Source organism: Streptomyces sp. NPDC037083 (assembly GCF_055606485.1).
This window is the reverse complement of the sequence record NZ_JBVJSQ010000004.1, coordinates 1-23,208: the sequence shown is the minus strand read 5'-3', so window position 1 is coordinate 23,208 and position 23,208 is coordinate 1. Positions and strand designations below refer to the sequence as shown.

23 protein-coding genes are annotated in these 23,208 nt (G+C 72.1%); 13 read left to right on the top strand and 10 right to left on the bottom strand.

What is annotated here, in order from left to right:
• Positions 1-10 precede the first annotated feature (10 nt).
• Together ACZ7DE_RS12295 and ACZ7DE_RS12290 are read left to right on the top strand one after the other, a co-directional pair.
• On the top strand, positions 11-454 hold the full coding sequence (locus tag ACZ7DE_RS12295; RefSeq protein WP_470760180.1) for a DUF742 domain-containing protein: 444 nt from the start codon (positions 11-13) through the stop codon (positions 452-454).
• Positions 441-1,040, top strand: a complete 600-nt coding sequence (locus ACZ7DE_RS12290; protein ID WP_470760178.1) for a GTP-binding protein — start codon at positions 441-443, stop codon at positions 1,038-1,040. The genes ACZ7DE_RS12295 and ACZ7DE_RS12290 overlap by 14 nt, the downstream gene beginning before the upstream one ends.
• Positions 1,041-1,165: 125 nt before the next feature.
• On the opposite strand, the gene ACZ7DE_RS12285 is transcribed toward ACZ7DE_RS12290, so the two are convergent.
• The 3 genes from ACZ7DE_RS12285 to ACZ7DE_RS12275 are packed head-to-tail and all read right to left on the bottom strand — an operon-like array spanning position 1,166 to position 3,698.
• Positions 1,166-1,834, bottom strand: a complete 669-nt coding sequence (locus ACZ7DE_RS12285; protein ID WP_470760176.1) for an ABC transporter permease — start codon at positions 1,832-1,834, stop codon at positions 1,166-1,168.
• On the bottom strand, positions 1,831-2,547 hold the full coding sequence (locus ACZ7DE_RS12280; RefSeq protein WP_470760174.1) for an ABC transporter permease: 717 nt from the start codon (positions 2,545-2,547) through the stop codon (positions 1,831-1,833). The genes ACZ7DE_RS12285 and ACZ7DE_RS12280 overlap by 4 nt, the downstream gene beginning before the upstream one ends.
• Positions 2,544-3,698, bottom strand: a complete 1,155-nt coding sequence (locus ACZ7DE_RS12275) for an ABC transporter ATP-binding protein (protein ID WP_470760171.1) — start codon at positions 3,696-3,698, stop codon at positions 2,544-2,546. Before ACZ7DE_RS12275 ends, ACZ7DE_RS12280 begins: the two co-directional genes overlap by 4 nt.
• Before the next feature lie 220 nt (positions 3,699-3,918).
• Here ACZ7DE_RS12275 and ACZ7DE_RS12270 point away from each other — a divergent pair, with 220 nt between their 5' ends.
• Together ACZ7DE_RS12270 and ACZ7DE_RS12265 are read left to right on the top strand one after the other, a co-directional pair.
• Positions 3,919-4,059, top strand: a complete 141-nt coding sequence (locus tag ACZ7DE_RS12270) for a hypothetical protein (RefSeq protein WP_470760169.1) — start codon at positions 3,919-3,921, stop codon at positions 4,057-4,059.
• Positions 4,056-6,164 (top strand): ArnT family glycosyltransferase, encoded by a 2,109-nt coding sequence (locus tag ACZ7DE_RS12265; RefSeq protein WP_470760167.1) that lies wholly within the window; start codon positions 4,056-4,058, stop codon positions 6,162-6,164. Before ACZ7DE_RS12270 ends, ACZ7DE_RS12265 begins: the two co-directional genes overlap by 4 nt.
• Before the next feature lie 118 nt (positions 6,165-6,282).
• On the opposite strand, the gene ACZ7DE_RS12260 is transcribed toward ACZ7DE_RS12265, so the two are convergent.
• The 3 genes from ACZ7DE_RS12260 to ACZ7DE_RS12250 are packed head-to-tail and all read right to left on the bottom strand — an operon-like array spanning position 6,283 to position 9,071.
• Positions 6,283-6,996 (bottom strand): FAD:protein FMN transferase, encoded by a 714-nt coding sequence (locus ACZ7DE_RS12260; RefSeq protein WP_470761064.1) that lies wholly within the window; start codon positions 6,994-6,996, stop codon positions 6,283-6,285.
• A gap of 22 nt (positions 6,997-7,018) precedes the next feature.
• Entirely contained in the window at positions 7,019-7,714 is a 696-nt protein-coding gene (locus tag ACZ7DE_RS12255) for an FMN-binding protein (protein WP_470760165.1), read from the bottom strand.
• A 10-nt stretch (positions 7,715-7,724) separates the two neighbouring features.
• The gene (locus ACZ7DE_RS12250; RefSeq protein ID WP_470760163.1) at positions 7,725-9,071 is read right to left on the bottom strand and encodes a ferredoxin reductase family protein; all 1,347 of its coding nucleotides are present in this window, start codon (positions 9,069-9,071) and stop codon (positions 7,725-7,727) included.
• Positions 9,072-9,184: 113 nt separating this feature from the next.
• On the opposite strand from ACZ7DE_RS12250, the gene ACZ7DE_RS12245 reads away from it, so the two are divergent.
• The 3 genes from ACZ7DE_RS12245 (at position 9,185) to ACZ7DE_RS12235 (ending at position 13,001) form a co-directional block, all read left to right on the top strand.
• On the top strand, positions 9,185-9,937 hold the full coding sequence (locus tag ACZ7DE_RS12245; protein WP_470760161.1) for a response regulator transcription factor: 753 nt from the start codon (positions 9,185-9,187) through the stop codon (positions 9,935-9,937).
• A complete protein-coding gene (locus ACZ7DE_RS12240) occupies positions 9,934-11,403 on the top strand; it encodes a sensor histidine kinase (protein ID WP_470760159.1) in 1,470 nt (489 codons plus the stop codon). The genes ACZ7DE_RS12245 and ACZ7DE_RS12240 overlap by 4 nt, the downstream gene beginning before the upstream one ends.
• A 572-nt stretch (positions 11,404-11,975) precedes the next feature.
• Positions 11,976-13,001, top strand: a complete 1,026-nt coding sequence (locus ACZ7DE_RS12235) for a lysylphosphatidylglycerol synthase transmembrane domain-containing protein (RefSeq protein WP_470760157.1) — start codon at positions 11,976-11,978, stop codon at positions 12,999-13,001.
• A gap of 32 nt (positions 13,002-13,033) precedes the next feature.
• On the opposite strand, the gene msrB is transcribed toward ACZ7DE_RS12235, so the two are convergent.
• The 4 genes from msrB to ACZ7DE_RS12215 form a co-directional block, all read right to left on the bottom strand.
• Positions 13,034-13,447, bottom strand: a complete 414-nt coding sequence (msrB, locus tag ACZ7DE_RS12230; protein ID WP_470760155.1) for a peptide-methionine (R)-S-oxide reductase MsrB — start codon at positions 13,445-13,447, stop codon at positions 13,034-13,036.
• 13 nt (positions 13,448-13,460) lie between these two features.
• The gene (murC, locus tag ACZ7DE_RS12225; RefSeq protein ID WP_470760154.1) at positions 13,461-14,846 is read right to left on the bottom strand and encodes a UDP-N-acetylmuramate--L-alanine ligase; all 1,386 of its coding nucleotides are present in this window, start codon (positions 14,844-14,846) and stop codon (positions 13,461-13,463) included.
• Between the two features lie 125 nt (positions 14,847-14,971).
• Entirely contained in the window at positions 14,972-15,445 is a 474-nt protein-coding gene (locus ACZ7DE_RS12220) for an indole-3-glycerol phosphate synthase (RefSeq protein ID WP_470760153.1), read from the bottom strand.
• A 191-nt stretch (positions 15,446-15,636) separates the two neighbouring features.
• Positions 15,637-16,500: a pyrimidine reductase family protein gene (locus ACZ7DE_RS12215; protein ID WP_470760151.1), complete on the bottom strand. Its 864-nt coding sequence runs from the start codon at positions 16,498-16,500 to the stop codon at positions 15,637-15,639.
• 37 nt (positions 16,501-16,537) lie between these two features.
• Here ACZ7DE_RS12215 and zapE point away from each other — a divergent pair, with 37 nt between their 5' ends.
• From zapE to ACZ7DE_RS12185, 6 genes are all read left to right on the top strand, one after another.
• Positions 16,538-17,644 carry a cell division protein ZapE gene (zapE, locus tag ACZ7DE_RS12210; RefSeq protein WP_470760149.1) on the top strand — a complete coding sequence of 369 codons (1,107 nt, stop codon included), beginning with the start codon at positions 16,538-16,540 and terminating at the stop codon, positions 17,642-17,644.
• A gap of 183 nt (positions 17,645-17,827) precedes the next feature.
• Positions 17,828-18,235 (top strand): hypothetical protein, encoded by a 408-nt coding sequence (locus tag ACZ7DE_RS12205; protein ID WP_470760147.1) that lies wholly within the window; start codon positions 17,828-17,830, stop codon positions 18,233-18,235.
• 88 nt (positions 18,236-18,323) lie between these two features.
• On the top strand, positions 18,324-18,905 hold the full coding sequence (locus ACZ7DE_RS12200; RefSeq protein WP_470760145.1) for a carbonic anhydrase: 582 nt from the start codon (positions 18,324-18,326) through the stop codon (positions 18,903-18,905).
• Between the two features lie 8 nt (positions 18,906-18,913).
• The gene (locus tag ACZ7DE_RS12195; RefSeq protein WP_470760143.1) at positions 18,914-20,422 is read left to right on the top strand and encodes a SulP family inorganic anion transporter; all 1,509 of its coding nucleotides are present in this window, start codon (positions 18,914-18,916) and stop codon (positions 20,420-20,422) included.
• 127 nt (positions 20,423-20,549) lie between these two features.
• On the top strand, positions 20,550-21,653 hold the full coding sequence (locus ACZ7DE_RS12190; RefSeq protein ID WP_470760141.1) for a slipin family protein: 1,104 nt from the start codon (positions 20,550-20,552) through the stop codon (positions 21,651-21,653).
• Positions 21,654-21,743: 90 nt separating this feature from the next.
• Entirely contained in the window at positions 21,744-23,117 is a 1,374-nt protein-coding gene (locus tag ACZ7DE_RS12185) for an alkaline phosphatase PhoX (RefSeq protein WP_470760130.1), read from the top strand.
• The last annotated feature ends 91 nt before the right edge of the window (positions 23,118-23,208 follow it).

Genomic DNA, 23,208 nt, shown 5'->3' with positions numbered 1-23,208 from the left:
GCGAACACCGATGGCGGACGGCCGCACCCCGCGCGGGGCCGGCGAGGACGGCGTCGCCCCCGTCGGGCCCGCACCCGCCGTCCGGCCCTTCCTGGTCACCGCCGGACGGGTGGCGGGCGGCGCGGGCGAGGCGTCGTCCGGCCGGACGATGCCCGTGGAGACCCAGTTGGTGGCCACCACCGAGGGGATCGACGCGCTCGACCGGCTCTCGTTCGAGCAGCACGACATCGTCGCCGCGTGCCGCGTGCCGCAGTCCATCGCGGAGATCGCGGCCCGGCTGCGGCTGCACCTGAACGTGGTGCGGGTCCTCGCCGAGGACCTGCGGGCGGCGGGGCAGCTGTCGGTGCACGTGCCCGACTCCGGCGTCACCCACGACGCGTCCGTCCTGCGCAGGGTTATCGATGGCCTGCGGGCCATCCCCGACTCCCGGGGGGTACTCCGTGACACCGACTGAACCGCTGGTCCGCGCCTCGGCCGGCCAGTCCGCCGTACGGCCGCCGCTGCCGGTGAAACTGGTGATCGCGGGCGGCTTCGGCGTGGGCAAGACCACCGCCGTCGGCTCGATCTCCGAGATCGAGCCGCTGACCACCGAGGCGGCCATCACGGAGGTCGCGGCGGGGGTGGACGATCTCAGTCACACTCCGCGCAAGACCACGACCACGGTCGCGATGGACTTCGGCTGCATCACCATCGACCCGACTCTGAAGCTGTACCTGTTCGGCACGCCCGGGCAGGAGCGGTTCGGGTTCATGTGGGACGACATCGTGGAGGGCGCGGTCGGCGGGCTGGTCATCGTCGACACCCGACGGCTCGACGACTGCTACGCCGCCGTCGACTACTTCGAGCACAAGCAGATCCCGTTCGCCGTCGCCGTGAACGCCTTCGACGGCCAGTTGGCGCACACGCTGGAGGAGGTGCGCTGGGCCCTCGACGTGTCGGACGGCGTTCCGCTGCTGGTCTTCGACGCCCGCGAGCGCGGCTCGGTGAGGGACGCGCTGCTCGTCGTGCTGGAACAGGCCCTGGCGCGTTCCGAGGGCTGACCCACGGCGAGCGCGGCCGCGACGACGACCGGCGCCCGGAGCGCAGTCCCCGGCGGGGCACGCGGGGACGGCGTCGTCGTCCGGATCGGGCCCGAGCCGGGGCCGGGGCCGATCCGGACGACGCCCTAGTTGCTCCCGCGCACCCCCGGCGACACCGCCGCCTTGGCCGCCGCCCAGAACACCCCCAGCGTCACCAGTGCCAGGCCGGCGACCAGGGTGGCGCCGCCCACGACCTTCTCGTAGTCGTGCTGGTAGAGGCCGTCGACGATGTAGCGGCCGAGGCCGCCGAGGCTGACGTACGCGGCGATGGTCGCCGTGGAGACGATCTGGATGGCCGCCGAGCGCAGCCCGCCGAGGATCAGCGGGAGCGCGACGGGCAGTTCGACACGCAGCAGGACGTCGGCCTCGCGCATGCCCATGCCGCGCGCGGCGTCCACCGGGGACGGGTCGACGGAGCGCACCGCCTCGTAGGTGGTGACCAGGATCGGCGGGACGGCGAGGACGACCAGCGGGATCATCACGGGCAGCATGCCGAATCCGAGCAGGATGGTCGTCACGACGAGCAGGCCGAAGGTGGGCAGCGCCCGGGCGGCGGTGGCCACCAGCGACAGGACGTTTCCGCCCCGTCCGTAGTGGCCGGTGACCAGGCCGACGGGCAGCCCGATGGCGGCCGCGAGGGCCAGCGCTTCCAGGGAGTACTGGACGTGTTCCCACAGCCGGGTGGGGATGCCGTCGTAGCCGTGCCAGTGGGCGCCGTCGCTGAAGAAGGCGTTCACGAAGTTGAGTACGTTCACCGGGCTGCGTCCTCCAGGGCGGGCACGGCCGGATCGGGCCGGACGCCGGCGGCCCTGGCCCCGCCGCGGCGGGTGCCGCTCGGCATCCAGGGGGTGAGCACGACACGCACGACGACCAGGAGGGCGTCCGCCAGGACCGCCAGGGCGGCGCTGGTGAGCACGGAGTTCCAGGCGAGTTCGGGCCTGTTGTAGATCTGCGCGTCGTGCAGCAGGTTGCCGAGCGCGCCCTGGTTGCCGATCAGCATGCCGACGCTGACGAGGCTGATGCTGGACACCGTCGCCACCCGCAGACCGGCGATGATGGCGGGCACCGCGATCGGCAACTGGACCTGGACGTAACGGCGTACGGGTCCGAAGCCCATGGCGGTCGCGGCGGCGAGGGTCTCCTGCGGCACCGAGCGGACGCCGTCGACGATCGCCGGCACGAGCACCACCAGGGTGTAGATCGTGAGCGGGATCATCACCGTCAGTTCGGTCTGCCCGGTGTAGTCGATGAGGACGACGAAGAAGGCCAGGGACGGGATGGCGTAGAGCACGGTCGTCACCCACAGCACCGGCGGGTACAGCCAGCGCAGCCGCACGCACAACTGGGCCAGCGGCAGCGCGAGCAGCAGCCCGCCCAGCACCGGCAGCAGGGCCTCGCGCAGATGCAGTCCGATGAGGCCCAGCCAGTCGTGCTGGAGATCGCTGGGGATGTCGAAGAAGCGGTTCACCGGATGACCTTCTGGACGGGCTCCGCGGTGTCCGGCCGCTCCGCGCGCCCGGCCGCGTGGGCGCCTCGGATGGCCTCCGCGATGGCCGCCTGCGAGACGACTCCGGCGGCCCGGCCCTCGGCGTCCACGGCGACCGCCCAGCCGGTGGGCGACAGGACGGCGCAGTCGAGCGCGGCCCGCAGCGAGTCCTGCCCGGCGACGAACGGCCTTCCGAACGGCAGCAGTCGGTCGGCGTCGACCTGTCCGGCGGTGAGCCGGCCGGGCTCGCTCCAGCCGAGCGGACGGCCGTCCAGGCCGGTGACGAGGACGTAGGGCGCCTCGGCCGCGCCGCGGGCGGCGATCTGCTCGGCGGTGGCGTCGACCGCCACGACCGGGGCGGTGAGCAGTTCCAGGCCGGCGGAGGAGAAGAACGACAGACGCCGGATGCCGCGGTCGGCGCCGAGGAAGTCCTCGACGAAGTCGTCGGCGGGGTCGGACAGCAGCTCGGCGGGCGGCGCGAACTGGGCGAGCCGGCCCCCGGTGCGCAGCACGGCGACCATCGTGCCGAGCTTGACGGCCTCGTCGATGTCATGGGTGACGAAGACGATGGTCTTGCCCAACTCGGCCTGGATGCGCAGGAGTTCGTCCTGAAGGCCCTTGCGGACGACCGGGTCGACGGCGGAGAAGGGTTCGTCCATCAGCAGGACGGGCGGATCGGCGGCGAGCGCCCGGGCCACGCCCACCCGCTGCTGCTGGCCGCCGGAGAGCTGGTAGGGATACCGCTTGGCGAACGAGGCGTCGAGTCCGACCCGTTCCATCAGTTCGCGGGCCCTCGCGCGGGCCTTGTCCTTGCTCCAGCCGAGCATCCTGGGCACGGTGGCGATGTTGTCGACGACGGTGCGGTGCTGGAAGAGTCCGGCGTTCTGGATGACGTAACCCATGGACCGGCGCAGGGTGTTGACCGGCTGTCTGCGGCTGTCGACGCCGTCGATGAGGATCGTGCCCTCGCTGGGCTCGACCATCCGGTTGATCATCCGCAGCGTGGTCGTCTTGCCGCAGCCCGAGGGGCCGACGAGGACGGTGATCGAACGGTCCGGTATGTCGAGGGAGAGCCGGTCGACCGCCACCGTGCCGTCCGGGTACCGCTTGGTGACTGAATCTATCCGTATCAAAACGCCGAATACCCTTCGGGTCTGGCAATTTCTGCCCGCACTCGACCGATCGAGTTCGGGTCGTTGCGGGGAGAGTCTAGACCGCGTACCAGATCAGTGATCCGCCACCGACCCGGGTGAAGCGGTTCCGCCTGTGCGCGCCCTGTGAGTCCGCTGATTCTCACTCGCCGCTCAGGATCGGCTCAGGGATCCCCCAGACACGGCCCCGATCGTCATGGTCATGAACGAAACGAACGCGGGAGGGGTCCGGCAGCGCTCGGTCGAGATCGTGGCGCCGGTGTTCAAGGCGCCGACCGCCCGCACCGCCTCCTTCGCCGAGCTGCCCGCCGGGGCGAACACCCACCTGGAGTACGCGTCATGACGACCCTCGCCGCGCCGCCCGCCCCCGTCCAGGAGGACGGATCCCGCCATTGTGCGGCCCCGCCGTCCGGCGGCGGACTCTCCTCCCGCGCCAGACGCCTGTTCACCGGCGCCCCGGAGGACCCGCGCTGGTCCCGCCCCGCCCTGTGGGCGATCCTCGTGCTGGCCACGGCCCTGTACGCCTGGAACCTCTCCTCGATCACCGGCAACACGTTCTACGACGCGGCCGTCTACAGCGGCACCAGGAGCTGGAAGGCCTTCTTCTTCGGCGCCCTGGACGCCGGCAGCTTCATCACCGTCGACAAACCGCCCTTCGCCCTGTGGGTAATGGGCCTGTCCGCCCGCGTCCTCGGGTACGGCGCCTGGCAGTTGCTGGTGCCGATGGTCGCCGCGGGAACCGGTTCCGTGGCCCTGGTACACCGACTGGTCAAGCGGGACTTCGGCGCCGTGGCGGCCACGCTCTCCGCGCTGGCGCTGACGTTCACCCCCATCACGGTCGCCATCACCCGGGACACCGACCCGGACCCGATCCTCGTCCTGCTGATGCTGCTGGGCGCGGCCGCGTTGCTGAAGGCGGTGCGCACCGGCCGGCTGATGCCGCTGGTGTGGTCGGGTGTCGCCATCGGTTTCGCGTTCAACACGAAGATGATGCAGGCGTACGTCGTCCTGCCCGTCTTCTTCCTCGTGTATCTGTGGGCCGCGAACGCCTCGGTGGGCAGGCGCGTGCGCAACCTCGCGGCCGGCACGGTCGCGCTGGTCGTCTCCAGCGCCTGGTGGATGGTGGTCGTCGATCTGATCCCGGCCTCCTCCCGCCCCTACATCGGCGGCTCCACCGACAACACGGTCTGGGACCTGGTCATCGGCTACAACGGCTTCGGGCGGATCTTCGGGGCGAGTTCGTCGGTGGGCTCGCAGGGCAACGGCGCGAGCTTCGGCGGCGACGCGGGTCTGTTCCGGATGTTCAACGACATCATGGGCGGTCAGATCTCCTGGCTGATCCCCTTCGCGGCGATCGCTCTGGTGGCGGGGCTGGTCCTGAGCGGCCGGGCGCCCCGCACCGACGCCAGGCGGGCCGCGCTGATGCTGTGGGGCGGCTGGTTCGTCCTGCACTACCTGACCTTCGCCCTCGCCGAGGGCACATTCCACCCGTACTACGTCACCGCCATGGCCCCCGGCATCGCGGCCCTGACCGGCGCGGGCGGCGTCATGCTCCACAACGCCTTCCGCAACAGGCCCGCGGTGAGGTGGGGTTGGGTGCTGCCGACCGCGGTCGCCGCGAGCTCGGCGTGGGCGGTCGTGCTGCTCCAGCGGGTCTCCGGCTCCGGGACGCCGTACAGGGTCGCCGAGGTCGTGGCCGGGGTGGCGGGCGCCGCGGCGGTGATCGGGCTGCTGATCGGCCGGTTCGCCGAGCGGCGGCGGCCGGCGGGCGTCGCGGCGCTGGCCGCGGTGGTGGCCCTGCTCGCCGGGCCGGCCGCCTACTCGCTCTCGGCCGCCGCCTCCGACACCAACGGCACCAACCCGACGGCCGGCCCGAACACCGGCGGCATGGGCGGCATGGGCGGCGGCCGGCCGTCCGGAGGAACGAACGACGCTCCGGGCACCGACTCGGGCGAGACGCCGAGCGGTTCAGGAGGCACCCCGGACAGGGGACAGCCGCCATCGAACAGCACCGGCTCGACCGGCAGGGGCTCGACGAGCGGCGGCTCGACGAGCGGCGGTTCGGCCGGGGCCGCCGAGTCCGGTACCGCCGGTGGTGGCACGGGCGGTGGCGCCGAGGTGTCGTCCGCGGTGATCGCCTACCTGGAGAAGAACCAGGACGGGGCGACCTGGCTGGTGGCGGTGGCCACCGACCAGACGGCCGCGTCGATCATCCTGGAGTCGGGTGAGCCGGTCATCTCGATGGGCGGCTGGTCCGGCAGCGACGACGCGATGACGCTCGCCAAGCTGCAGAGCCTCGTGAAGGCGGGCAGGCTGCACTACATCGTGGTCGGCGACAGCGGCCGGGGCCTCTCGAACTCCGAGATCTCGACCTGGGTCAAGGCGAACGGCACGGCCGTGTCCGACTACAGCGGCCTCTACCGCTTGGACGCGTCCGACGTCGGCTGAGACCCCCGAGCGGGGACCGTGCCGTGCGCGCGAATGGGCGGGCCGCCGGTTTCACCGGTGGCCCGCCTTCATGCACGTCACCCCGAGGGCGGCCCCGCAGGGACGGAAGCAACCTCGCTCACGCGGCCGCCGTCCCCGCCGCCGGGAATCCGCCGGTGCGCAGGACGCGCCCGCCGGGCAGGACGGCGTACACCTCGCAGCCGACCTGTGCCGCCGCCCACTCGACGCCCTCCGCGCCCATGGCGAAGGCGGCCGTGGCGACGGTGTCGGCCTCGGTCAGGGTCGGGGCGACGACGGTGAGACTGTCGAGGCCGGTGGCCGGAAGCCCTGTGCGGCCGTCGACGATGTGGTCGCCGCGCTCGTAGCGGGCCGAGGTCGCGACCGCCGCATCGGTGACGTCGAGGACGGCGCACAGCTTGTCGGCGATCGCGGGGTGCCGCACGCCGACCCGCCAGGGCCCTCCGGACACCACCACGTCGCCTCCGGCGTTGAGGCAGAACCGGCCGAGTCCGGCCCCCGTCAGCAGCTCGGCCGCCCGCTGCACGGACCAGCCCTTGACCACCGCACAGGGGTCGAGGCCGCGGCCGGGCAGCCGGACGTCGAAGGCGCCGCCGGTGGCCGCCCGGTAGCGCTCGCAGATGTCGAGGACCTCCACGAGGTCGGCGCTCAGTTCGTCGGCCGGCAGCTCGCCCCGGCCGTACCGGGACACCTCGCTGTCGGCCCTGAACGGACTGAACCGTGCGTCGACCTCACGCAGCCAGGCGAACACCGCGTCCCCGGTCTCGTCGCGGACGACGCTGTCGTCGACCCGCAGCGAGACCGGGAACCCCATCACGTGCTCGACGCGGTGCACGTCAGGCGCCCTTGGCGTCGATGGCGGCCTGCAGGGACTCCCGGTAACCGTCGCTCGTGACGGTCGCGCCGGAAACGGTGTCGACGTCCGCGCTCTGCGCCGCGAGCGTCTGCGCGATCAACTTCGGCACGGCCGCCGTCGTCTGCGGGTGATTCGGCTGCTTCAACATCTTCACAGCCGTGATCTCGTCACCCTCGAAGGTCACCTGGACCTGCACGTCGCCCTTGTCGGTGTTCACCGTCGGACCCGCCACGGTCCGCGACGCCGCGGCGGAGGCCGACGGGGACGCCGACGCGGCGGCGGCCTGTGCGTCGATGGCGGCCTGCAGGGACTCCCGGTAACCGTCGCTCGTGACGGTCGCGCCGGAAACGGTGTCGACGTCCGCGCTCTGCGCCGCGAGCGTCTGCGCGATCAACTTCGGCACGGCCGCCGTCGTCTGCGGGTGATTCGGCTGCTTCAGCATCTTCACAGCCGTGATCTCGTCGCCGTCGAAGGTCACCTGGACCTGCACGTCGCCCTTGTCGGTGGTCACGGTCCCACCGGTGAAGACGGTCGATCCGGTGGGGGAGGTCGAGGAGGACCCGGAGGGCGTCGAGGCGGCCTCGGCGGTGGACGTCGTACCGGTCGAGGGCTCGTAGCGCCAGACCGGGATCAGGCCCACAACGGACAGGACCAGGACAGGTATTGCTCGCTTCACGATGTCTCTCTCATCCCGCCAGGCTGAAACGCTCGAAGTGGATCTGCGGCTTGGGCACGTCGAGCTCGCGCAGGGTGCCGAGGACCGCGTTCATCATCGGCGGCGGCCCGCACAGGAAGACGTCCCGCTGCGCGATGTCCGGCACGAGCGCGGCGAGTTCGCGCGGCACCAGCCGGTCGGGCACCGACGGCCCGGTGACGAGGTGGAGCTCGGCGCCCTTGGCGACGGCCAGTTCGCGCAGCTCGTCGTAGAGGACGGCGTCGCGCTCGCCGGCCACCCGGTAGATGACGACCGCGTGCCCGTGGATCTCCTCCAGCAGCGCCCGGATCGGGGTGACGCCGACGCCGCCGGCGATGAGCAGGGCCTCCGGGCGGGTGCGGTGCATCGCGGTGAAGGCGCCGTAGGGGCCCTCGGCGAAGACACGGGTGCCGGGCTCGAGATGGCGCAGGCCGGCGGAGCCGTCGCCGGCGGCCTTCGCCGTCAGCCGCAGCCGAGAGCCGTCGGGCGCGGCCGACAGGGAGAACGGGTTCGCCTGCCACCAGCGGTCCTTGGTCAGGAACCGCCACAGGAAGAACTGGCCGGCCCGGGCGGGCAGTCTGTCCAGGTCCCGGCCGGTGATGTAGACGGACACGACGTTGTCCGCCTCGGACACGACCGACTCGACGCGCAACTGGTGACGCCAGTTCCGCCACAGGGGGAGGACGAGTCGGCCCAGGAGGACCGAGCCGAGGGCGACGCCCCACACCGCGTACCAGTACGCCGTGGCGGCGGACGACGCGGTGAACGTCGTGCCGACCGCGACCTGGTGGGTGAAGGCCAGCACCACGGCCACGTAGGTGTACAGGTGGATGAAGTGCCAGGTCTCATAGGCGAGCCGGCGGCGGGCCCAGCGGGCGGAGGCGCCGCCGACGACCAGGATCAGCGCCATGGCGACCACCGCGCGGAAGACGCCCTCGACGGTCTCGGCGAGGTCGACGAGCTGGCTCACCGGGTTCACCGACGAGTCCGCCGAGGAATCCGCGTAGCCGTAGGTGATGAACACCACGTGCCCGACCAGCGTCCACAGCAGGCCGAAGCCGGTCCAGCGGTGCCAGTTGGTGAGCCGGTCCATGCCGATGCGGCGGTCCAGCCAGGGCAGCCGGGCCACCAGCAACAGCTGGAACGCCATCAGCAGGGCGGCGTACAGGCCGGCGAACCGGCCGATGACCACCAGCGCGTTGGAGGCGAAGCCCGCCTGGACGGCGAAGCAGGTCACGACGGCCGCGTTCGCGGCCAGCACGGCGTACAGGCCGGTGCGGGCCACCACTTTCGGACGTATCGCCGTGGGGGGCGCGGGAGGCGATTGGACGGTCGTCACGGACGGAAACTCCTCGATGCGGACGGAAAACTCCTCGATCAGGTGCTCAGAACACAGAGCTTCTCCGTGCTTCGCTGTCGTTTTCCTGTCATAGAACTTTCAAGATCCTACCGATGTGGGCACGGGTGGACCGCGGGTCTGGCGCTGCGGGACGGGTGGCGCACTATGAGCGGGTGGAAAAAGTACGACTCCTCGTCGTGGACGACGACCCGCCGATCGCCGATCTCGTGGCGACGGTCGCCCGCTACGAGGGCTGGGACGCGGTCACCGCGAACTCGGGAGAGGAGGCGCTGCGCCGCGCCGCCGACTTCCATCCCGACATCGTGGTGCTCGACCTGATGCTGCCCGACCTCGACGGCTTCGGTGTCCTCGACCGTCTGCGGCAGTCGGGCACGATGGTGCCGGTGGTGTTCCTCACGGCGCGCGACGGGGTCGCCGACCGTGTCGCCGGGCTGACCCGGGGCGGGGACGACTACCTGGTGAAACCGTTTGCCGTGGAAGAGCTGATGGCCCGGCTGCGGACCGTTCTGCGGCGCAGCGCGGGTCCCGGCTTCCAGCGGTCGGTGCTGCGGGTGGCCGATCTCACCATGGACGAGGACACCCGGGAGGTCCGGCGGGACGGCGCCCTCCTGACGCTCACGCCCACCGAGTACGAGGTGCTGCGCTATCTGATGCGCAAGTCACCGACCGTGCTCACCAAGGCGCAGATCCTCGACCATGTGTGGGAGTACGGTTTCGGCGGCCGTTCCAACGTCGTCGAGCTGGTCGTCAGCCGGCTGCGCCGCAAGCTCGACGCGACGGGCGACGATCCGCTGATCCAGACGGTGCGCGGCTTCGGATACGTGATCCGGCAGGCGGCCGAGTGATCCGCCGGCACTGGCAGTCGTACCGCGGACTGCGGCTCGGCACCCGGCTGGCGCTCGGTCTGGGCGCGCTGTCGCTGGTCGTGTTCGCGGTCGTCGGCACGGCCCTGACGACGTACATGCGGGACTATCTGTCCGCCCAGCTCGACGACCAGCTCGCGATCGCCCAGGTCGCGCAGTCCAAGAGCATCGCGGACTCCGGCTCGCTGACCGGGAAGAAGTACTGGGGCTGGTACTACGCCGTGTACGACGTGCGCGACGGCCGGCCCGTGCTGCGCGAGCCCGAGGACCCCGGCGACCTGCCCGAGGACGTCGCCGACCTCACCGCGCTGGCCAGGGCGCAGACGGGCGCCCGCGCTGAGGTGCTGCGGACCGCGCACCTCGCGGGCAAGGGCGCCTACCGGCTGCGCGCGTGCGAGGTGGAGCCCGGGGTGGTGCTGGTCAGCGGCGCGCCCATGGACGACCTCGAGGACACCGTCCGGCAGCTGATCACGATCCAGGTCGTCACGTTCGGCCTGGCGCTGCTGGCTCTCGTGGTGTTCGGCCGGGCCCTGCTGCGGCGCGGCCTGAAGCCGTTGAGCGACATGGCGCACACCGCGCACGGCATCGCCTCCCACGACCTGACCGAGTCGGCGTCCCGGCTGCATCTGCGCGCGGACGCCCCCGGCGGCGGTCCCGAGGTGGAGGAGCTGCGCACGGCCTTCAACACGATGCTGGAGCACATCGACGACTCCCTCGCCGTGCGTGCGGAGGCGGAACAGCGGCTGCGCCGTTTCGTCGCCGACGCCTCGCACGAGCTGCGCACACCCCTGATGTCCGTGCGCGGTTACGCGGACCTGTTCCAGTACGCGGCCGCCAACGCGCCCGAGGAGCGTGACAAGCACCTGGCCCGGCTTCGCGCCGAGGCCGCCCGGATGGGCGTCCTCCTGGACGATCTGCTGTTGCTGGCCCGGCTGGACGCGGCCGAGGTGGAGACGCCTCTGCGGATGGAGAAGGCGGACCTGGTGGAGCTGGTCGAGCAGGCGGCCGACGCGTTTCGCGCGAGCCGTCCGGGCCATCCGCTGACGGTGTCCCCCGGCCCGGCCGCCGTACCGCTGCGGATGGATCCGCACCGCATCCGGCAGGTCCTGGACAACCTCCTCACCAACGCCGCCGTGCACACCCCGGCGGGCACGCCGGTCTCCGTCGGGGTCGCCGTCTCGCCGGACGCGGCGCGGGTCCACGTGGCCGACAAGGGCCCCGGCATCCCGCCCGGCGACCGCGACAGCGTCTTCGACCGCTTCTACCGCGTCGACAAGGCACGCAGCCGCGACCGCGGCGGCAGCGGCCTGGGCCTGTCGGTCGCCCGTTCCCTGGTCCGGGCCCACGGCGGCTCGCTGGAACTGGGCCTCACCCAGGAGGCCACGGTGTTCACCATGACGCTCCCCCTGCAACCGACCACGCCCGAACGCCGGCCCGCCGCGCGGTAGGCGCCGCCTGGCAGACCGCCGCGCGCAGGCCGACGCCCGGCAGACCGCCGTACGGCAAACCCACGCCGCCCGGTGACCGCCATACGGCAAGCCACGCACGGGCGGCCGCCGTGCGATCGGCCTTCCGTGCGGCACGCCCATGCTCGGAAGGGCCATGCCCAGAAGGGCCCATGCCCGGAAGGCCGCCCGGCAGACCACCATCCGGCAGGCCGACGTCCGCACCCGCCCCCCGGCAGCCCGGTGCAGACGGCGTCGCCGTCGCGGCGGCCGGGGCGTGCGCGTGCGGGACGGCCGTCCGTGCGGCGAGCCGGGGGAACCTCCGCGCTCTTGCGGGATGAACGCCGAGGGGTACGGGCAGACATCCCACAGCCTCACCGCACACCCCACAGCCTCGCCGCACCTCCCCCCCAGCCTCACCGCACCGCGGTCGCCCTGCGGCCCGCACTCCGTCGGCTTCCGGACACCGCACCGTCACACCGGAGGGGAACCACTCCCCCGTCCCCTCCTCAGGCTCGCCCCCGATCCGTCACGCCGCCGCCGCGCGGTGACGACGCGGAAGGACGACGTGCGCCGTGTCCCTGCTGCCCCTCGACGACCCCGCGGCCCCGGGCCCCCACCCGCGCCCGCACCCGCACCCGCACGCGGACGCCCGCCGCCGCGCGCCGGGCGGGACCGCCGCCCGGCGCGTCCTCGGCCTGCTTCCGCTGCTGGTCCTCGCGATGTGGGCGGCGCTCGACCGGCGTGCCGTGCACGACGGCGCCGCCCGGCTGGCCACCGCCGATCCCTGGTGGCTGCTGACCGGGCTCCTCCTCACCTACCTGGGCTCGGTCGCCGCCGCCTGCGTCCGGCAGGGCGCGATCCCCGAGCGGCTGCCGCGGGGCCTGCTGGTGGCCTCCCAGATCGCCGCGGGCGCCGCGAACCATGTGCTGCCCGCGAGCATCGGGGCGCACGCGGTCACCGTCCGCTTCCTGCAGCGCCAGGGCATCGCGCTGCCCCGAGCCACCGCCTCGATCGCGCTGTACTCCCTGGTCAGAGCCGTGGCGAAGACACCGCTGGTCCTGATCTTCCTGCTCGCCGCGCCCACGGCCGTGCCCCCCGCCCGGCTCCTTCCGGAGGGACGGACGCTGCTCCTGGCCGCCGTGGGCATCCTGCTGGTGCCCGCGGCCGGCGCGGCGCTCCTCGTATTCGTCCGGCCGTTGCGCCGGCCCGCCCTGGAGTTCGTCCGTACGGCCCTCACCGACGCCCGGCGCCTGCACACCCGCCCCTCCCGATTCCTCCCCCTGTGGGGCGGAGCGTTCGCGGCCCCGCTGATCCAGGCGGGTGTGGTGGCGTCGGTGGGAAGGGCGCTGGATCTGCCCCTGTCCTGGCCTCAGTTGGTCTTCGCGTTCCTCGCGGCGAGCACCGTCGCCGGGGCCGTTCCCGCGCCGGGCGGCATCGGCCCGGTCGACGCGGCCCTGGTCCTCACCCTGGCCGGCTACGGCACCCCGCTGCCCCTGGCCACGGCGACGGTCATCGGCTACCGGGTGCTGACGGTCTGGGCGCCCCTGCTGCCGGGGATGCTTGTGCTGTCGGCGCTCGTGCAGCGAAAGCACCTCTGAGCGCCGCCGGCACCTGCCGTCGTCCCGAGCCGTCAGCCCCTGTCGTCCTCCGCCGCCAGCCGCAGCGAGATGCTGTTGATGCAGTACCGCTGGTCGGTCGGCGTCGGGTACCCCTCCCCCGCGAACACGTGTCCGAGGTGGGAGCCGCAGCGGGCGCACCGCACCTCGGTGCGCACCATGCCGTGCGAGCGGTCCTCGATCAGCTCCACAGCGTCGGTGTCCTTGGGGTCGAAGAAGGACGGCCAGCCGCAGTGGGAGTCGAACTTGGTGTCGGAGGTGAACAGTTCGGCGCCGCAGGCCCGACAGGAGTAGACGCCCGTGGCCTTGGTGTCGGTGTACTCACCGGTGAACGCGGGCTCGGTCGCCGCCTGGCGCAGGACGGCGTACTCGGCCGGCGTCAGCTCCGCCCGCCACTGCTCGTCCGGCTTTTCGACGTCGTACGACATGAGCCTCAGCCCCTCACTGGGAAAGACGGTCCAGAATGCGCGGGCCCAGGTCCGTCACGTCGCCCGCGCCCATGGTGAGAACGAGATCACCGGCCTTCGCCATTCCCGCGATCACGGACGGCGCCTCGTCCTTGTCGTGCACGGCCGTGACGTCCGCGCCGGCGGCCCGGGCCGCGTCGATGATCAGCTCGCTGGTGACGCCCGGGATCGGGTCCTCGCGGGCCGGGTAGATGTCGAGGACGACGGAGGCGTCCGCCAGGGCCAGTGCCTGCCCCATCTCGGTGCCGAGTTCCTGGGTCCTGGAGAACAGGTGGGGCTGGAAGAGGACGAGGATGCGGGCGTCGCCGACCGCGGCGCGCATCGCCTCCAGGTCGGCCGTCATCTCGGTGGGGTGGTGGGCGTAGGAGTCGACGACCTGGACGCCCGCCGCCTCGCCCTTCAGCTGCAGCCGGCGCTTGACGCCGGTGTAGGCGGCCAGGGCGGGGGCCAGCTCCGCGGCCGGGACGCCCAGGGCGACGCCCGCCGCCAGCGCGGCGACGGCGTTGTGCGCGTAGTGGCGGCCGGGCACCGAGACCGCGAAGGTGAGCTCGTCGCCGTCCAGCAGGACGGTCACCTCGCTCTTCAGCCCCTGCGGGACGACGGACAGGACCCGCACGTCGGCGTCCTCGGCCTCGCCGTACGTCACCACGCGCACGCCCTCGACGCGCCGCGTCAGTTCCCGCGCGCCCTCGTGGTCGGCGGTGATCACCAGGGTGCCGCCGGGCACGATCTTCCCGGCGAAGGTCTCGAAGGACTCGTAGATCTCGTCCATCGAGGCGTAGTTGGCGTGGTGGTCCAGCTCGACGTTGAGGACGATGGCGACCTCGGGCGCGTACTTGTGGAAGCTGCGGTCCGATTCGTCCGCCTCGGCGACGAAGATCTCGCCCTCGCCGTGCAGCGCGTTGGAGCCGGGCGCGTCCAGGTCGCCGCCGATCGCGTACGAGGGGTTCAGCCCGAGCTCGGACAGCGACACCGCGAGCATGGACGTGGTGGTCGTCTTGCCGTGCGTGCCGGCGACGGCGATCGGACGCAGTCCGTCCATCAGCCGGGCGAGCGCGTCCGAGCGGTGGACCACCGGGATGCCGAGCTCGGCCGCGCGGGCCAGCTCGGGGTTGTCGGCGCGGATCGCCGACGACACGACGACACAGCTGGCGTCGTCGGCCAGGTGACCTGCGGCGTGTCCGATGTGCACGGTCGCCCCGAGCGCCCGCAGGGCCGCGGCCGTCTCGGACTCCTTGGCGTCGCTGCCGGCCACCTTCGCCCCGCGCTGGGCCAGGATCTTCGCGATCCCCGACATCCCGGCCCCGCCGATGCCGATGAAGTGCGGTCGGTCCATGGCGGTAGGAAGGCCGGGTGCCATGTGCTGTCTCCCAAGGTGCGCTACGACGTCCAGTGCGTCCCCACCCTATGGGGCGGAGCCCGCCCGGGCCGACTCAGGGCCGCGGGCAGCCGGTCGCCGCCCTCCCGTGTCCCGCTCCGCGCCCGCTACGCCTTGCTGTGCGAGAACAGCTTCAGCACCGGCACCCCCACCTTGTGCCGGGCCCGGGACGCCCAGTCCCGGTGGAAGAACTCCTCGACGTAGTGGGGATCGGTCAGCACGATCACCTCGTCCGCGCCCACCTCCGCGACCAGGGACTTCAGCGCGTCCAGCGGGTGGTCCTCCACCAGCCGGCCCACCGCGGGGCTGCCGGAGGCCTTCAGCGCCTGCAAGGACACCTCCAGGGCCCGCACGCCGAACCCCTTCGCCTCGTCGCCCTCGGGCGTCTCGTTCTCCCGCGCTGCCTCGTCGAGCTCGCCGAGGGCCACGTCGTCGATGGCGCGCAGCAAACGGTCCGCCTGGTCGCCCCGCGGCTGGAGCAGCACGTGGAAGGCGACCGGCTCGTCGCCGTGCAAGGTGGTGACGAACTCCACGTCGGCGGACGTCAGGGCTTTCTCGATCATCAACACGCTTGTGAACACCAGCGCCCCATTCTCCTTCGAGGGCCCCCGTGGCCCTCGGTCCTCCGTGGGCCGCTCGCGGCCCTGCGGAAACCATCCTTCCCCGTGCTCGCACGGGGGCTGCGAGATTCAGTGTGCCCGCCGGACGCGAAACGGAACGGTTGATTCCGCCGATTCCGGACCACACGCAACGATCGAACTCATATCCGGCTTCACGGCCGCTGATACCTGCCGAACAGGAAACCCTCCTCTTCCAGGAGGGACACCAGCGCGAAGCGCTGCGGGACGGCGACCGACGGCCCGCCCGCGATGCGCTGCGCGTCGCCGACGGTGAGCATCGGGGAGACCGTCAGGCACAGCTCGTCGAGCACTCCGGCGGCGACGAACTGCCCCAGCAGCCGGGGACCGCCCTCGGTCAGCAACCGGGTGTGTCCGAGCTCGGCGAGGACGCGTACGGCCCGGTCCGGCTCCACGCCCATGCCGTCACCGGCGATCACCACCCGCGCGCCGGCCTTCTCCGCGGCCGCGACCCTGTCGGGCGCGGCCGCGGCGCCCGTCAGGATCAGGGTGGGGACCAGCGGCGAGGTGAAGAGCGGGAGCGAGAAGTCCAGGTCGAGGCCGGCGGTGACGACCGCGACGGCCGGCGCGGGCCCCTGTCCGGCCGTCTCGCGCCGCCGCGCGAACTCCGCACGCGCGCGTGCGGGGCGGTAGCCCTCCAGGCGTACCGTTTCCGCGCCGACGACGACCACGTCCGCGAGCCCTCGCAGCGTGCCGAAGATCCGCATGTCGGCGGCGGTGGAGATGGGCTGCGAGCGCCCGTCGTGCTGGGCCGCGCCGTCGAGCGTGGAGACCATGTTGGCCCGCAGCCAGGAACGCGGCTGCCCGGGGACGGGCTCCGGGTAGGCGTAGGCGTCGGCGAGTTCGTCGAGGCTCCACTCGCGGTCCCGGTCCCGGTCGCGGGACGGGCCGCCCCCCTCGCCCGAGGACTGGCCCGAGGACTCTGCGGGTGCTTCGAGCGGCCCGCCGCCGGGGCGGGTCGTCGCTGTCTGGTCGGTCACAGGGAACAGCCGTCGCATGTCAGGCAGTCTGGCACGCCCCGTAGCATGGGGAACCGTGTCGTCCTCCTCTTCCGCCTCCGGTCTCAGCCCGATAGCCGACGCGGCCCCGATGTCCCTCTGCGCCCGTCAGCCGCACGTCCCCGCGGACCGGCTGGTGGCCGAGATGGTGCCACCGCCGCGCTTCGACTCGGTCCGGTTCGGCACCTACGTCCCGGACCCCGACCAGCCCAGCCAGACCGAGGCGGTCGGCGTGCTGGAGAGCTTCGCGAGCGGACTCGGCGGGGCGCACGCGTCCGGCGCCGCCAAGCGGGGGTTCCTCGGCTTCGGCCGGGCGAAGACCCCCAGGACGCCCGCCGGACCGCGCGGCGTCTACCTGGACGGCGGCTACGGCGTCGGCAAGACCCACCTCCTGGCCTCGCTGTGGCACGCCACCCCTGCCGAGCCCGCCCTCAAGGCGTTCGGCACGTTCGTCGAGCTGACCAACCTCGTCGGCGCCCTCGGCTTCCAGCAGACGGTGCGCACCCTCTCCGGGCACCGCCTCCTGTGCATCGACGAGTTCGAGCTGGACGATCCCGGAGACACCGTTCTCGTGTCGACGCTGCTCGGCAAGCTGGTCGACGCGGGCGTCGCGCTCGCCGCCACCTCCAACACCCTGCCCGGCAAGCTCGGCGAGGGCCGGTTCGCTGCGGCCGACTTCCTGCGCGAGATCCAGGGCCTGTCGGCGCACTTCCGCGCGCTGCGCATCGACGGCGAGGACTACCGGCACCGCGGCCTGCCCGAGGCGCCGGCGCCGTACTCCGACGAGCAGGTGACGAAGGCGGCGTACGCGACCGAGGGCGCCTCGCTCGACGACTTCCCGCACCTGCTGGAGCATCTCGCCAAGGTCCACCCGAGCCGTTACGGCGCGCTGACGGACGGCCTGAGGGCGGTCTGCCTCACCGACGTGCGGCCGGTGCCCGACCAGTCCACGGCGCTCAGGCTCGTGGTCCTGGCCGACCGGCTCTACGACCGCGAGGTCCCGGTCCTCGCCTCCGGACTCCCCTTCGACCGGTTGTTCAGCGAGGAGATGCTGAACGGCGGCTACCGCAAGAAGTACTTCCGCGCGATCTCCCGGCTCACCGCGCTGGCCCGCGACGCCCAGCGGCTCGTCGAACCTCAATAAACGATCTTCGCCGCCGGGTCAAGAGTCGCTTCAGGCCACCCACCCCTCGCTTTTGAGGCGCACTTCATCTCGAAACGTCGAGTTAACCCTGCAAACAACTTCGCAGGGTTAACGTGTTTCTTGACCAGCCGTTGACCAACCGTTGGTCTGGACTAGAAGTGCGATCAATCCGCAGGGGGGCGCATGTTCCGAGGTACGACGGCTCGGGCCGTGATCTCGATCCTCGCCGCCGCCCTGCTCGCCCTTCCGTTCTTCGCACCGAAGTCCTCCTTCGCACACGCGCACACGGTGCGTCAGGCCGAGGCCAAGACCCAGCCCGGAATCAAGTCCTCCGGCAAGGCGAAGCGCGACGAGACGGTCACGCACCGCGACTGCGACCGCTCCGGCGGTCCCGCCGACCCCCTGCGCACCCGCGACCGCCACCGCGCCACCACCTCCCCGGCGTCGGCGCCCCAGGAGCCCGAGCGCACGCTGCTCTCGCAGGATCCCGCGGGCGCGCACCAGCCGGCCCGGCCCGGCGATCGACATCATCGCCCGTCGAGATCCTCGGCGGGCCACTCTCCGGCGGCCCTCCAGGTCTTCCGCTGCTGAGAGAGCAGAGCAGAACAGCATCTCCCCCACCTGTCCTGTGTCCTGCACATCCGACGCGCCCCCACGGCGCGCCAGGAGGAGTCACGCCATGCAGCCCCTCATCGACAACGCCCGTACGTTCGGACAGCGCCCTGAGGAGTTCGCCAAACTCGCCGAAGGCCAGTCCCCCCAAGTCCTCTTCATCACCTGCTCGGACTCGCGGGTCGTTCCCGCCCTGATCACGGGCGCCCGCCCCGGCGAGCTCTTCGAGCTGCGCACCGCCGGCAACATCGTGCCCCCCTACGTCTCCGACCGCCCCACCGGCGAGGCGGCCACCATCGAGTACGCCGTGGAGGTGCTCGGCGTCCGCGACGTCGTGGTCTGCGGCCACTCGCACTGCGGCGCCGTCGGCGCCCTGGTACGCGGCGACGACCTCGACGGCGTCCCCGCCGTACGCGACTGGCTCGCGCACGCCGCGGACGAGCCCGGATCCGCCGATCCCGACGACCCGACGGTCATGCGGGCGGTGCAGAACCACGTCCTGGCCCAACTGCTGCGCCTGCGTTCCTACCCCTGCGTCGAGAAGCGGATGGCCGACGGGCGGCTTCGCGTACGCGGCTGGTACTACGAAGTCCACACCGGCGCGGTGCGCGAACACCGCGTCGACACCGACGGCTTCGAAGCCCTGTGAGCGCCGCGATGAACCAGAAGAGCTCCGGGCGAATATCCAGGTTCCCCCATCTGAAGCAGGACTTCGCCGCTTCCCTCGTCGTCTTCCTCGTCGCGCTCCCGCTGTGCGTGGGCGTGGCCGTCGCCTCCGGCGTGCCGGCCGAGCTGGGGCTCGTCACCGGCATCGTCGGCGGCATCGTCACCGGGCTCATGCGGGGCAGTTCCCTGCAGGTGTCCGGTCCCGCGGCCGGTCTGACCGTGCTGGTCTACGAGGCCGTGCAGGAGTTCGGCCTGCCCGTCCTCGGAGTGATCGTCCTCGCCACCGGCCTGCTGCAGCTCGCCATGGGCGCCCTGAAGCTGGGCCGCTACTTCCGGGCCATCTCGGTCTCGGTCGTCGAGGGCATGCTGGCCGGAATCGGTCTGGTGCTGATCGCCGGTCAGCTGTACTCGATGGTGGGCGGCAAGGCCCCCGATTCCGGCCTGGAGAAGATCGCCGGCCTGCCCGAGGCGCTCGTGAACGCGGTCGGCGACGCCGACGCGTCGGCCTCGCTCCTGCTCGGCGTCGGCACCATCGCGGTGCTGGTTCTGTGGAAGCGGTTGCCGGCGAAGGTGCGCACCGTGCCCGCCCCGCTCGCCGCGGTGGGCCTGGCCACGCTCGCCGCCCTGGTGCTGAACCTGCCGGTGGCCACCGTCGAGGTGCAGGGCCTGATGGGCTCCCTGCAGCCGCCGCCGTTCGCGGCCTTCGGCGACCTGGCGAACGTCGGCCTGCTCGCCACGATCGTCGCGTTCACCCTGATCGCGTCCGCCGAGTCGCTGTTCAGCGCGGCGGCGGTGGACCGGCTGCACGACGGCCCGCGCACCGAGTACGACAAGGAACTGATGGCCCAGGGCGCGGGCAACACGCTCTGCGGGATCCTCGGCGCGCTGCCGATGACCGCGGTGATCGTGCGCAGCGCGGCCAACGTGCAGGCGGGCGCGCGGACCAAGGCGTCCCGGGTGATGCACGGCGTGTGGCTGCTGCTGTTCGCGGCCCTGCTGCCGGGCGTGCTGGCCTACATCCCCATCCCGGCGCTGGCCGGCGTCCTCGTGCACGCGGGCGCCAAGCTCGTCCCCGTGCGGGCGGTCGCGGGACTGTGGCGCGAGCACCGCGGCGAGGCGCTCATCCTGGTCGTCACGGCCGTGTCGATCGTCGCGGTCAGCATGTTCGAGGGCGTCCTCATCGGTCTCGCGCTGGCCGTGGTCAAGACGGCCTGGGAGGCCTCGCACATCAAGATGGAGATCGTCGACAAGGGCGCCGGCCCGGTCCAGGCGCATCTGTCGGGCAACGCGACCTTCCTGCGCCTGCCGAAGATCCTCGACAGCCTGGAGGCCCTTCCGCAGGACCGCCCGGTGGAACTCGACCTCTCCGGTCTGCACCACCTCGACCACGCCTGCCGTTCCGCCCTGGAGACCTGGGCCGAACGACACAGCGCCGTCGGCACGGAGCCGGTGAAGGTCAAGGAACCGGTGAACGTCGCGCAACCCGTCACCACCGGGTAGCGCGGCAGGGCCGGCAGAAGCCTCCGTACGGTCCGGGGCTCGGGGCGTGGCCCCGGGCCGGACGGCGGGCATATTGTTGAGGAGCAGACAGAACGGCTGTCACGGACCTCTTGTCGAGGGGGTCGTCATGCTCCAGGAGTTGCTGGGCGCCGCCGCGGCGGTCGCCGCCGGGGGCGTCGTGTACTTCGCCGCCGCCGCGCGGGTCGTCAAGCAGTACGAGCGCGGGGTGGTCCTGCGCCTCGGCCGGCTCCACGGCGCCGTCCGCCCGCCGGGGCTCACCCTCGTCGTCCCGGCCGTGGACCGGATCCACAAGGTCAACCTGCAGATCGTGACGATGCCGATCCCCGCCCAGGAGGGCATCACCCGCGACAACGTGACCGTCCGGGTCGACGCCGTCGTGTACTTCCGGGTGGTGGACGCCGCGGCCGCGGTCATCAACGTCGAGGACTACCGTTTCGCCGTCTCGCAGATGGCGCAGACCTCGCTGCGTTCGATCATCGGCAAGAGCGAGCTGGACGACCTGCTGTCGAACCGCGAGAAGCTCAACGAGGGCCTGGAGCTGATGATCGACAGCCCCGCCATCGGCTGGGGCGTGCAGATCGACCGGGTCGAGATCAAGGACGTGTCCCTGCCGGACACCATGAAGCGCTCGATGGCCCGCCAGGCCGAGGCCGACCGCGAGCGGCGGGCGCGGATCATCAACGCGGACGCCGAGCTCCAGGCGTCGAAGAAGCTCGCCGAGGCGGCCAAGGAGATGTCCGAACAGCCGGCCGCCCTGCAGCTGCGGTTGCTCCAGACGGTGGTGGCGGTGGCCGCCGAGAAGAACTCGACGCTGGTCCTGCCGTTCCCGGTGGAACTGCTGCGGTTCCTGGAGAAGGCACAGCAACCGGTGTCCCAGCAGCCTCCGCAGGGGGCGGCTCCGGCGGGTGGGCCGCAGCCGGTCTCGCAGCAGCCGCTGGACGGTGTGCAGCAGCCGGTGTCTCAGGAGCTTGCGGAGGGGGCGCCCCCGGAGGGGGTGCGGCCACCGGTGGCGCAAGAGCTTCCCGAGGGGACGCCTCCGGACGGGGTACAGCCACCGGTGGCGCAAGAGCTTCCGGAATGGGCGCGGCAGCCGCTCGCGCAGCAGTCCGTCCAGCGCTCGCCCGCGGCTCCCCCGGCGCCCGTGCCGCCCCCGTCGTCGTCTCCGCCGCCGCGCACTCCGCCGGCTCAGCCGGAGGTCGTCGACGAGTGACACGTGCCACGCGCGTGGTTCCCGGGGCGCACTCCGGGTGATAGACACAGCGGGATCACAGTTCCTGTCCGCCAGCAGGAAGGTTTTCCCATGTCTGCGACACGACGTCAGATCCTCGCCGGCAGCGGCGCCCTGGGAGTGGGAGTGGGCATCGCTTTCACCGGCGCCCTCTCCGACCTCTTCGCGGGCACCGCGACCGCGCAGGGCCTCGGCCACGAAGGCTACGGCCCCCTCGTACCCGACCCGAACGGCCTGCTCGACCTCCCCAAGGGTTTCCGCTACCGGGTCCTGTCCCGTGAGGGCGACCCGCTGCGCTCGGGCGAGGGCCCGGTGCCCTCGAACCACGACGGCATGACGGCCCTGCCCGGCCGGAGCGGTCGCGTGCACCTGGTCCGCAACCACGAGAACCGCCCCACCGCCGTGCACCCCGTCCCCACGATCGAGGGCCTGACCTACGATCCGGCCGGCAAGGGCGGCTGTACGGCCCTGACGCTGGACTCCCGGAACAAGGTGCTCTCGGAGCGGGTCGCCATCGCCGGCACGGCCGTCAACTGCGCGGGCGGGCCCACCCCGTGGCACACCTGGCTGACCTGCGAGGAGACCGAGGACAAGGCCGGCACGAACGGTTACACGAAGGATCACGGTTTCATCTTCGAAGTCGATCCCGCGGACCCGCACCGCACCGGCGCCGTCCCGCTGACCGCGATGGGCCGCTTCCAGCACGAGGCGATCGCCGTCGACCCGCACCGCGGCATCGTCTACGAAACGGAGGACGCCTTCCTCAAGCCGTTCGGCCTCTTCTACCGTTTCCTCCCGGAGAAGCCGCTGGGCGGGGTGGGCTCGCTGCGCGCGGGAGGCCGCCTCCAGGCGATGCGCGTCCCCGGAGTGGCGGACCTGTCCGCCGTCCAGACCGCCGGCACCGCCTTCGACGGCATCGAGTGGGTGGACGTACCGGACCCGCTCGCCGCCCAAACCCCGGTCCGCCTGCAGGACTTCGGCCCGAAGGGCATCACGCACGCCCAGAAGCTGGAGGGCTGTTACTGGGGTGGGCGGTGTGTGTACTTCGTCTCCTCGTTCGCACGCGGCGCGGACGGCTCGGCGGCCGATCACTTCGGCCAGATCTGGCGCTACGACCCGCAGCGCCGCAGTCTCACCCTCGTGGTCGTCTTCGGCCCGGACACCGACGTGCAGCTCCCCGGCGAGTCCCCGGACAACATCTGTCTCGCACCGAGCCGCGGCCTGATGGTGTGCGAGGACGGCAACGGCGCACAGCACGTCTTCGGCGTGACCAGAGCCGGCGAGGTGTACGCGATGGCGCGGGGCCGCCAGAACATCGGAACGCCCGAGGCCCCCGAGTGGGGCGAGTTCGCCGGCGTCACCTTCTCGCCCGACGGCGAGACCATGTACGTCAACTGCTACACCCCCGGGACGACGTTCGCCGTGACGGGTCCCTGGCGGCGCTAGTCTTCTGAGTCAGGAATTCTGTTCAGATAATTGGCGAGGCGTTCGAGGATCTCGTCCGCGGTCTTCGTCCAGACGTAGGGCTTCGGGTCGG

Coding starts and splice junctions, on each gene's coding strand:
- ACZ7DE_RS12295 (WP_470760180.1), top strand. CDS start 11: ATGGCGGACGGCCGCACCCCGCGCGGGGCCGGCGAGGACGGCGTCGCC.
- ACZ7DE_RS12270 (WP_470760169.1), top strand. CDS start 3,919: ATGAACGAAACGAACGCGGGAGGGGTCCGGCAGCGCTCGGTCGAGATC.
- ACZ7DE_RS12265 (WP_470760167.1), top strand. CDS start 4,056: ATGACGACCCTCGCCGCGCCGCCCGCCCCCGTCCAGGAGGACGGATCC.
- ACZ7DE_RS12260 (WP_470761064.1), bottom strand. CDS start 6,996: ATGGGGTTCCCGGTCTCGCTGCGGGTCGACGACAGCGTCGTCCGCGAC.
- ACZ7DE_RS12245 (WP_470760161.1), top strand. CDS start 9,185: ATGTGGGCACGGGTGGACCGCGGGTCTGGCGCTGCGGGACGGGTGGCG.
- msrB (WP_470760155.1), bottom strand. CDS start 13,447: ATGTCGTACGACGTCGAAAAGCCGGACGAGCAGTGGCGGGCGGAGCTG.
- murC (WP_470760154.1), bottom strand. CDS start 14,846: ATGGCACCCGGCCTTCCTACCGCCATGGACCGACCGCACTTCATCGGC.
- ACZ7DE_RS12215 (WP_470760151.1), bottom strand. CDS start 16,500: ATGCGACGGCTGTTCCCTGTGACCGACCAGACAGCGACGACCCGCCCC.
- ACZ7DE_RS12205 (WP_470760147.1), top strand. CDS start 17,828: ATGTTCCGAGGTACGACGGCTCGGGCCGTGATCTCGATCCTCGCCGCC.
- ACZ7DE_RS12200 (WP_470760145.1), top strand. CDS start 18,324: ATGCAGCCCCTCATCGACAACGCCCGTACGTTCGGACAGCGCCCTGAG.
- ACZ7DE_RS12195 (WP_470760143.1), top strand. CDS start 18,914: ATGAACCAGAAGAGCTCCGGGCGAATATCCAGGTTCCCCCATCTGAAG.
- ACZ7DE_RS12190 (WP_470760141.1), top strand. CDS start 20,550: ATGCTCCAGGAGTTGCTGGGCGCCGCCGCGGCGGTCGCCGCCGGGGGC.
- ACZ7DE_RS12185 (WP_470760130.1), top strand. CDS start 21,744: ATGTCTGCGACACGACGTCAGATCCTCGCCGGCAGCGGCGCCCTGGGA.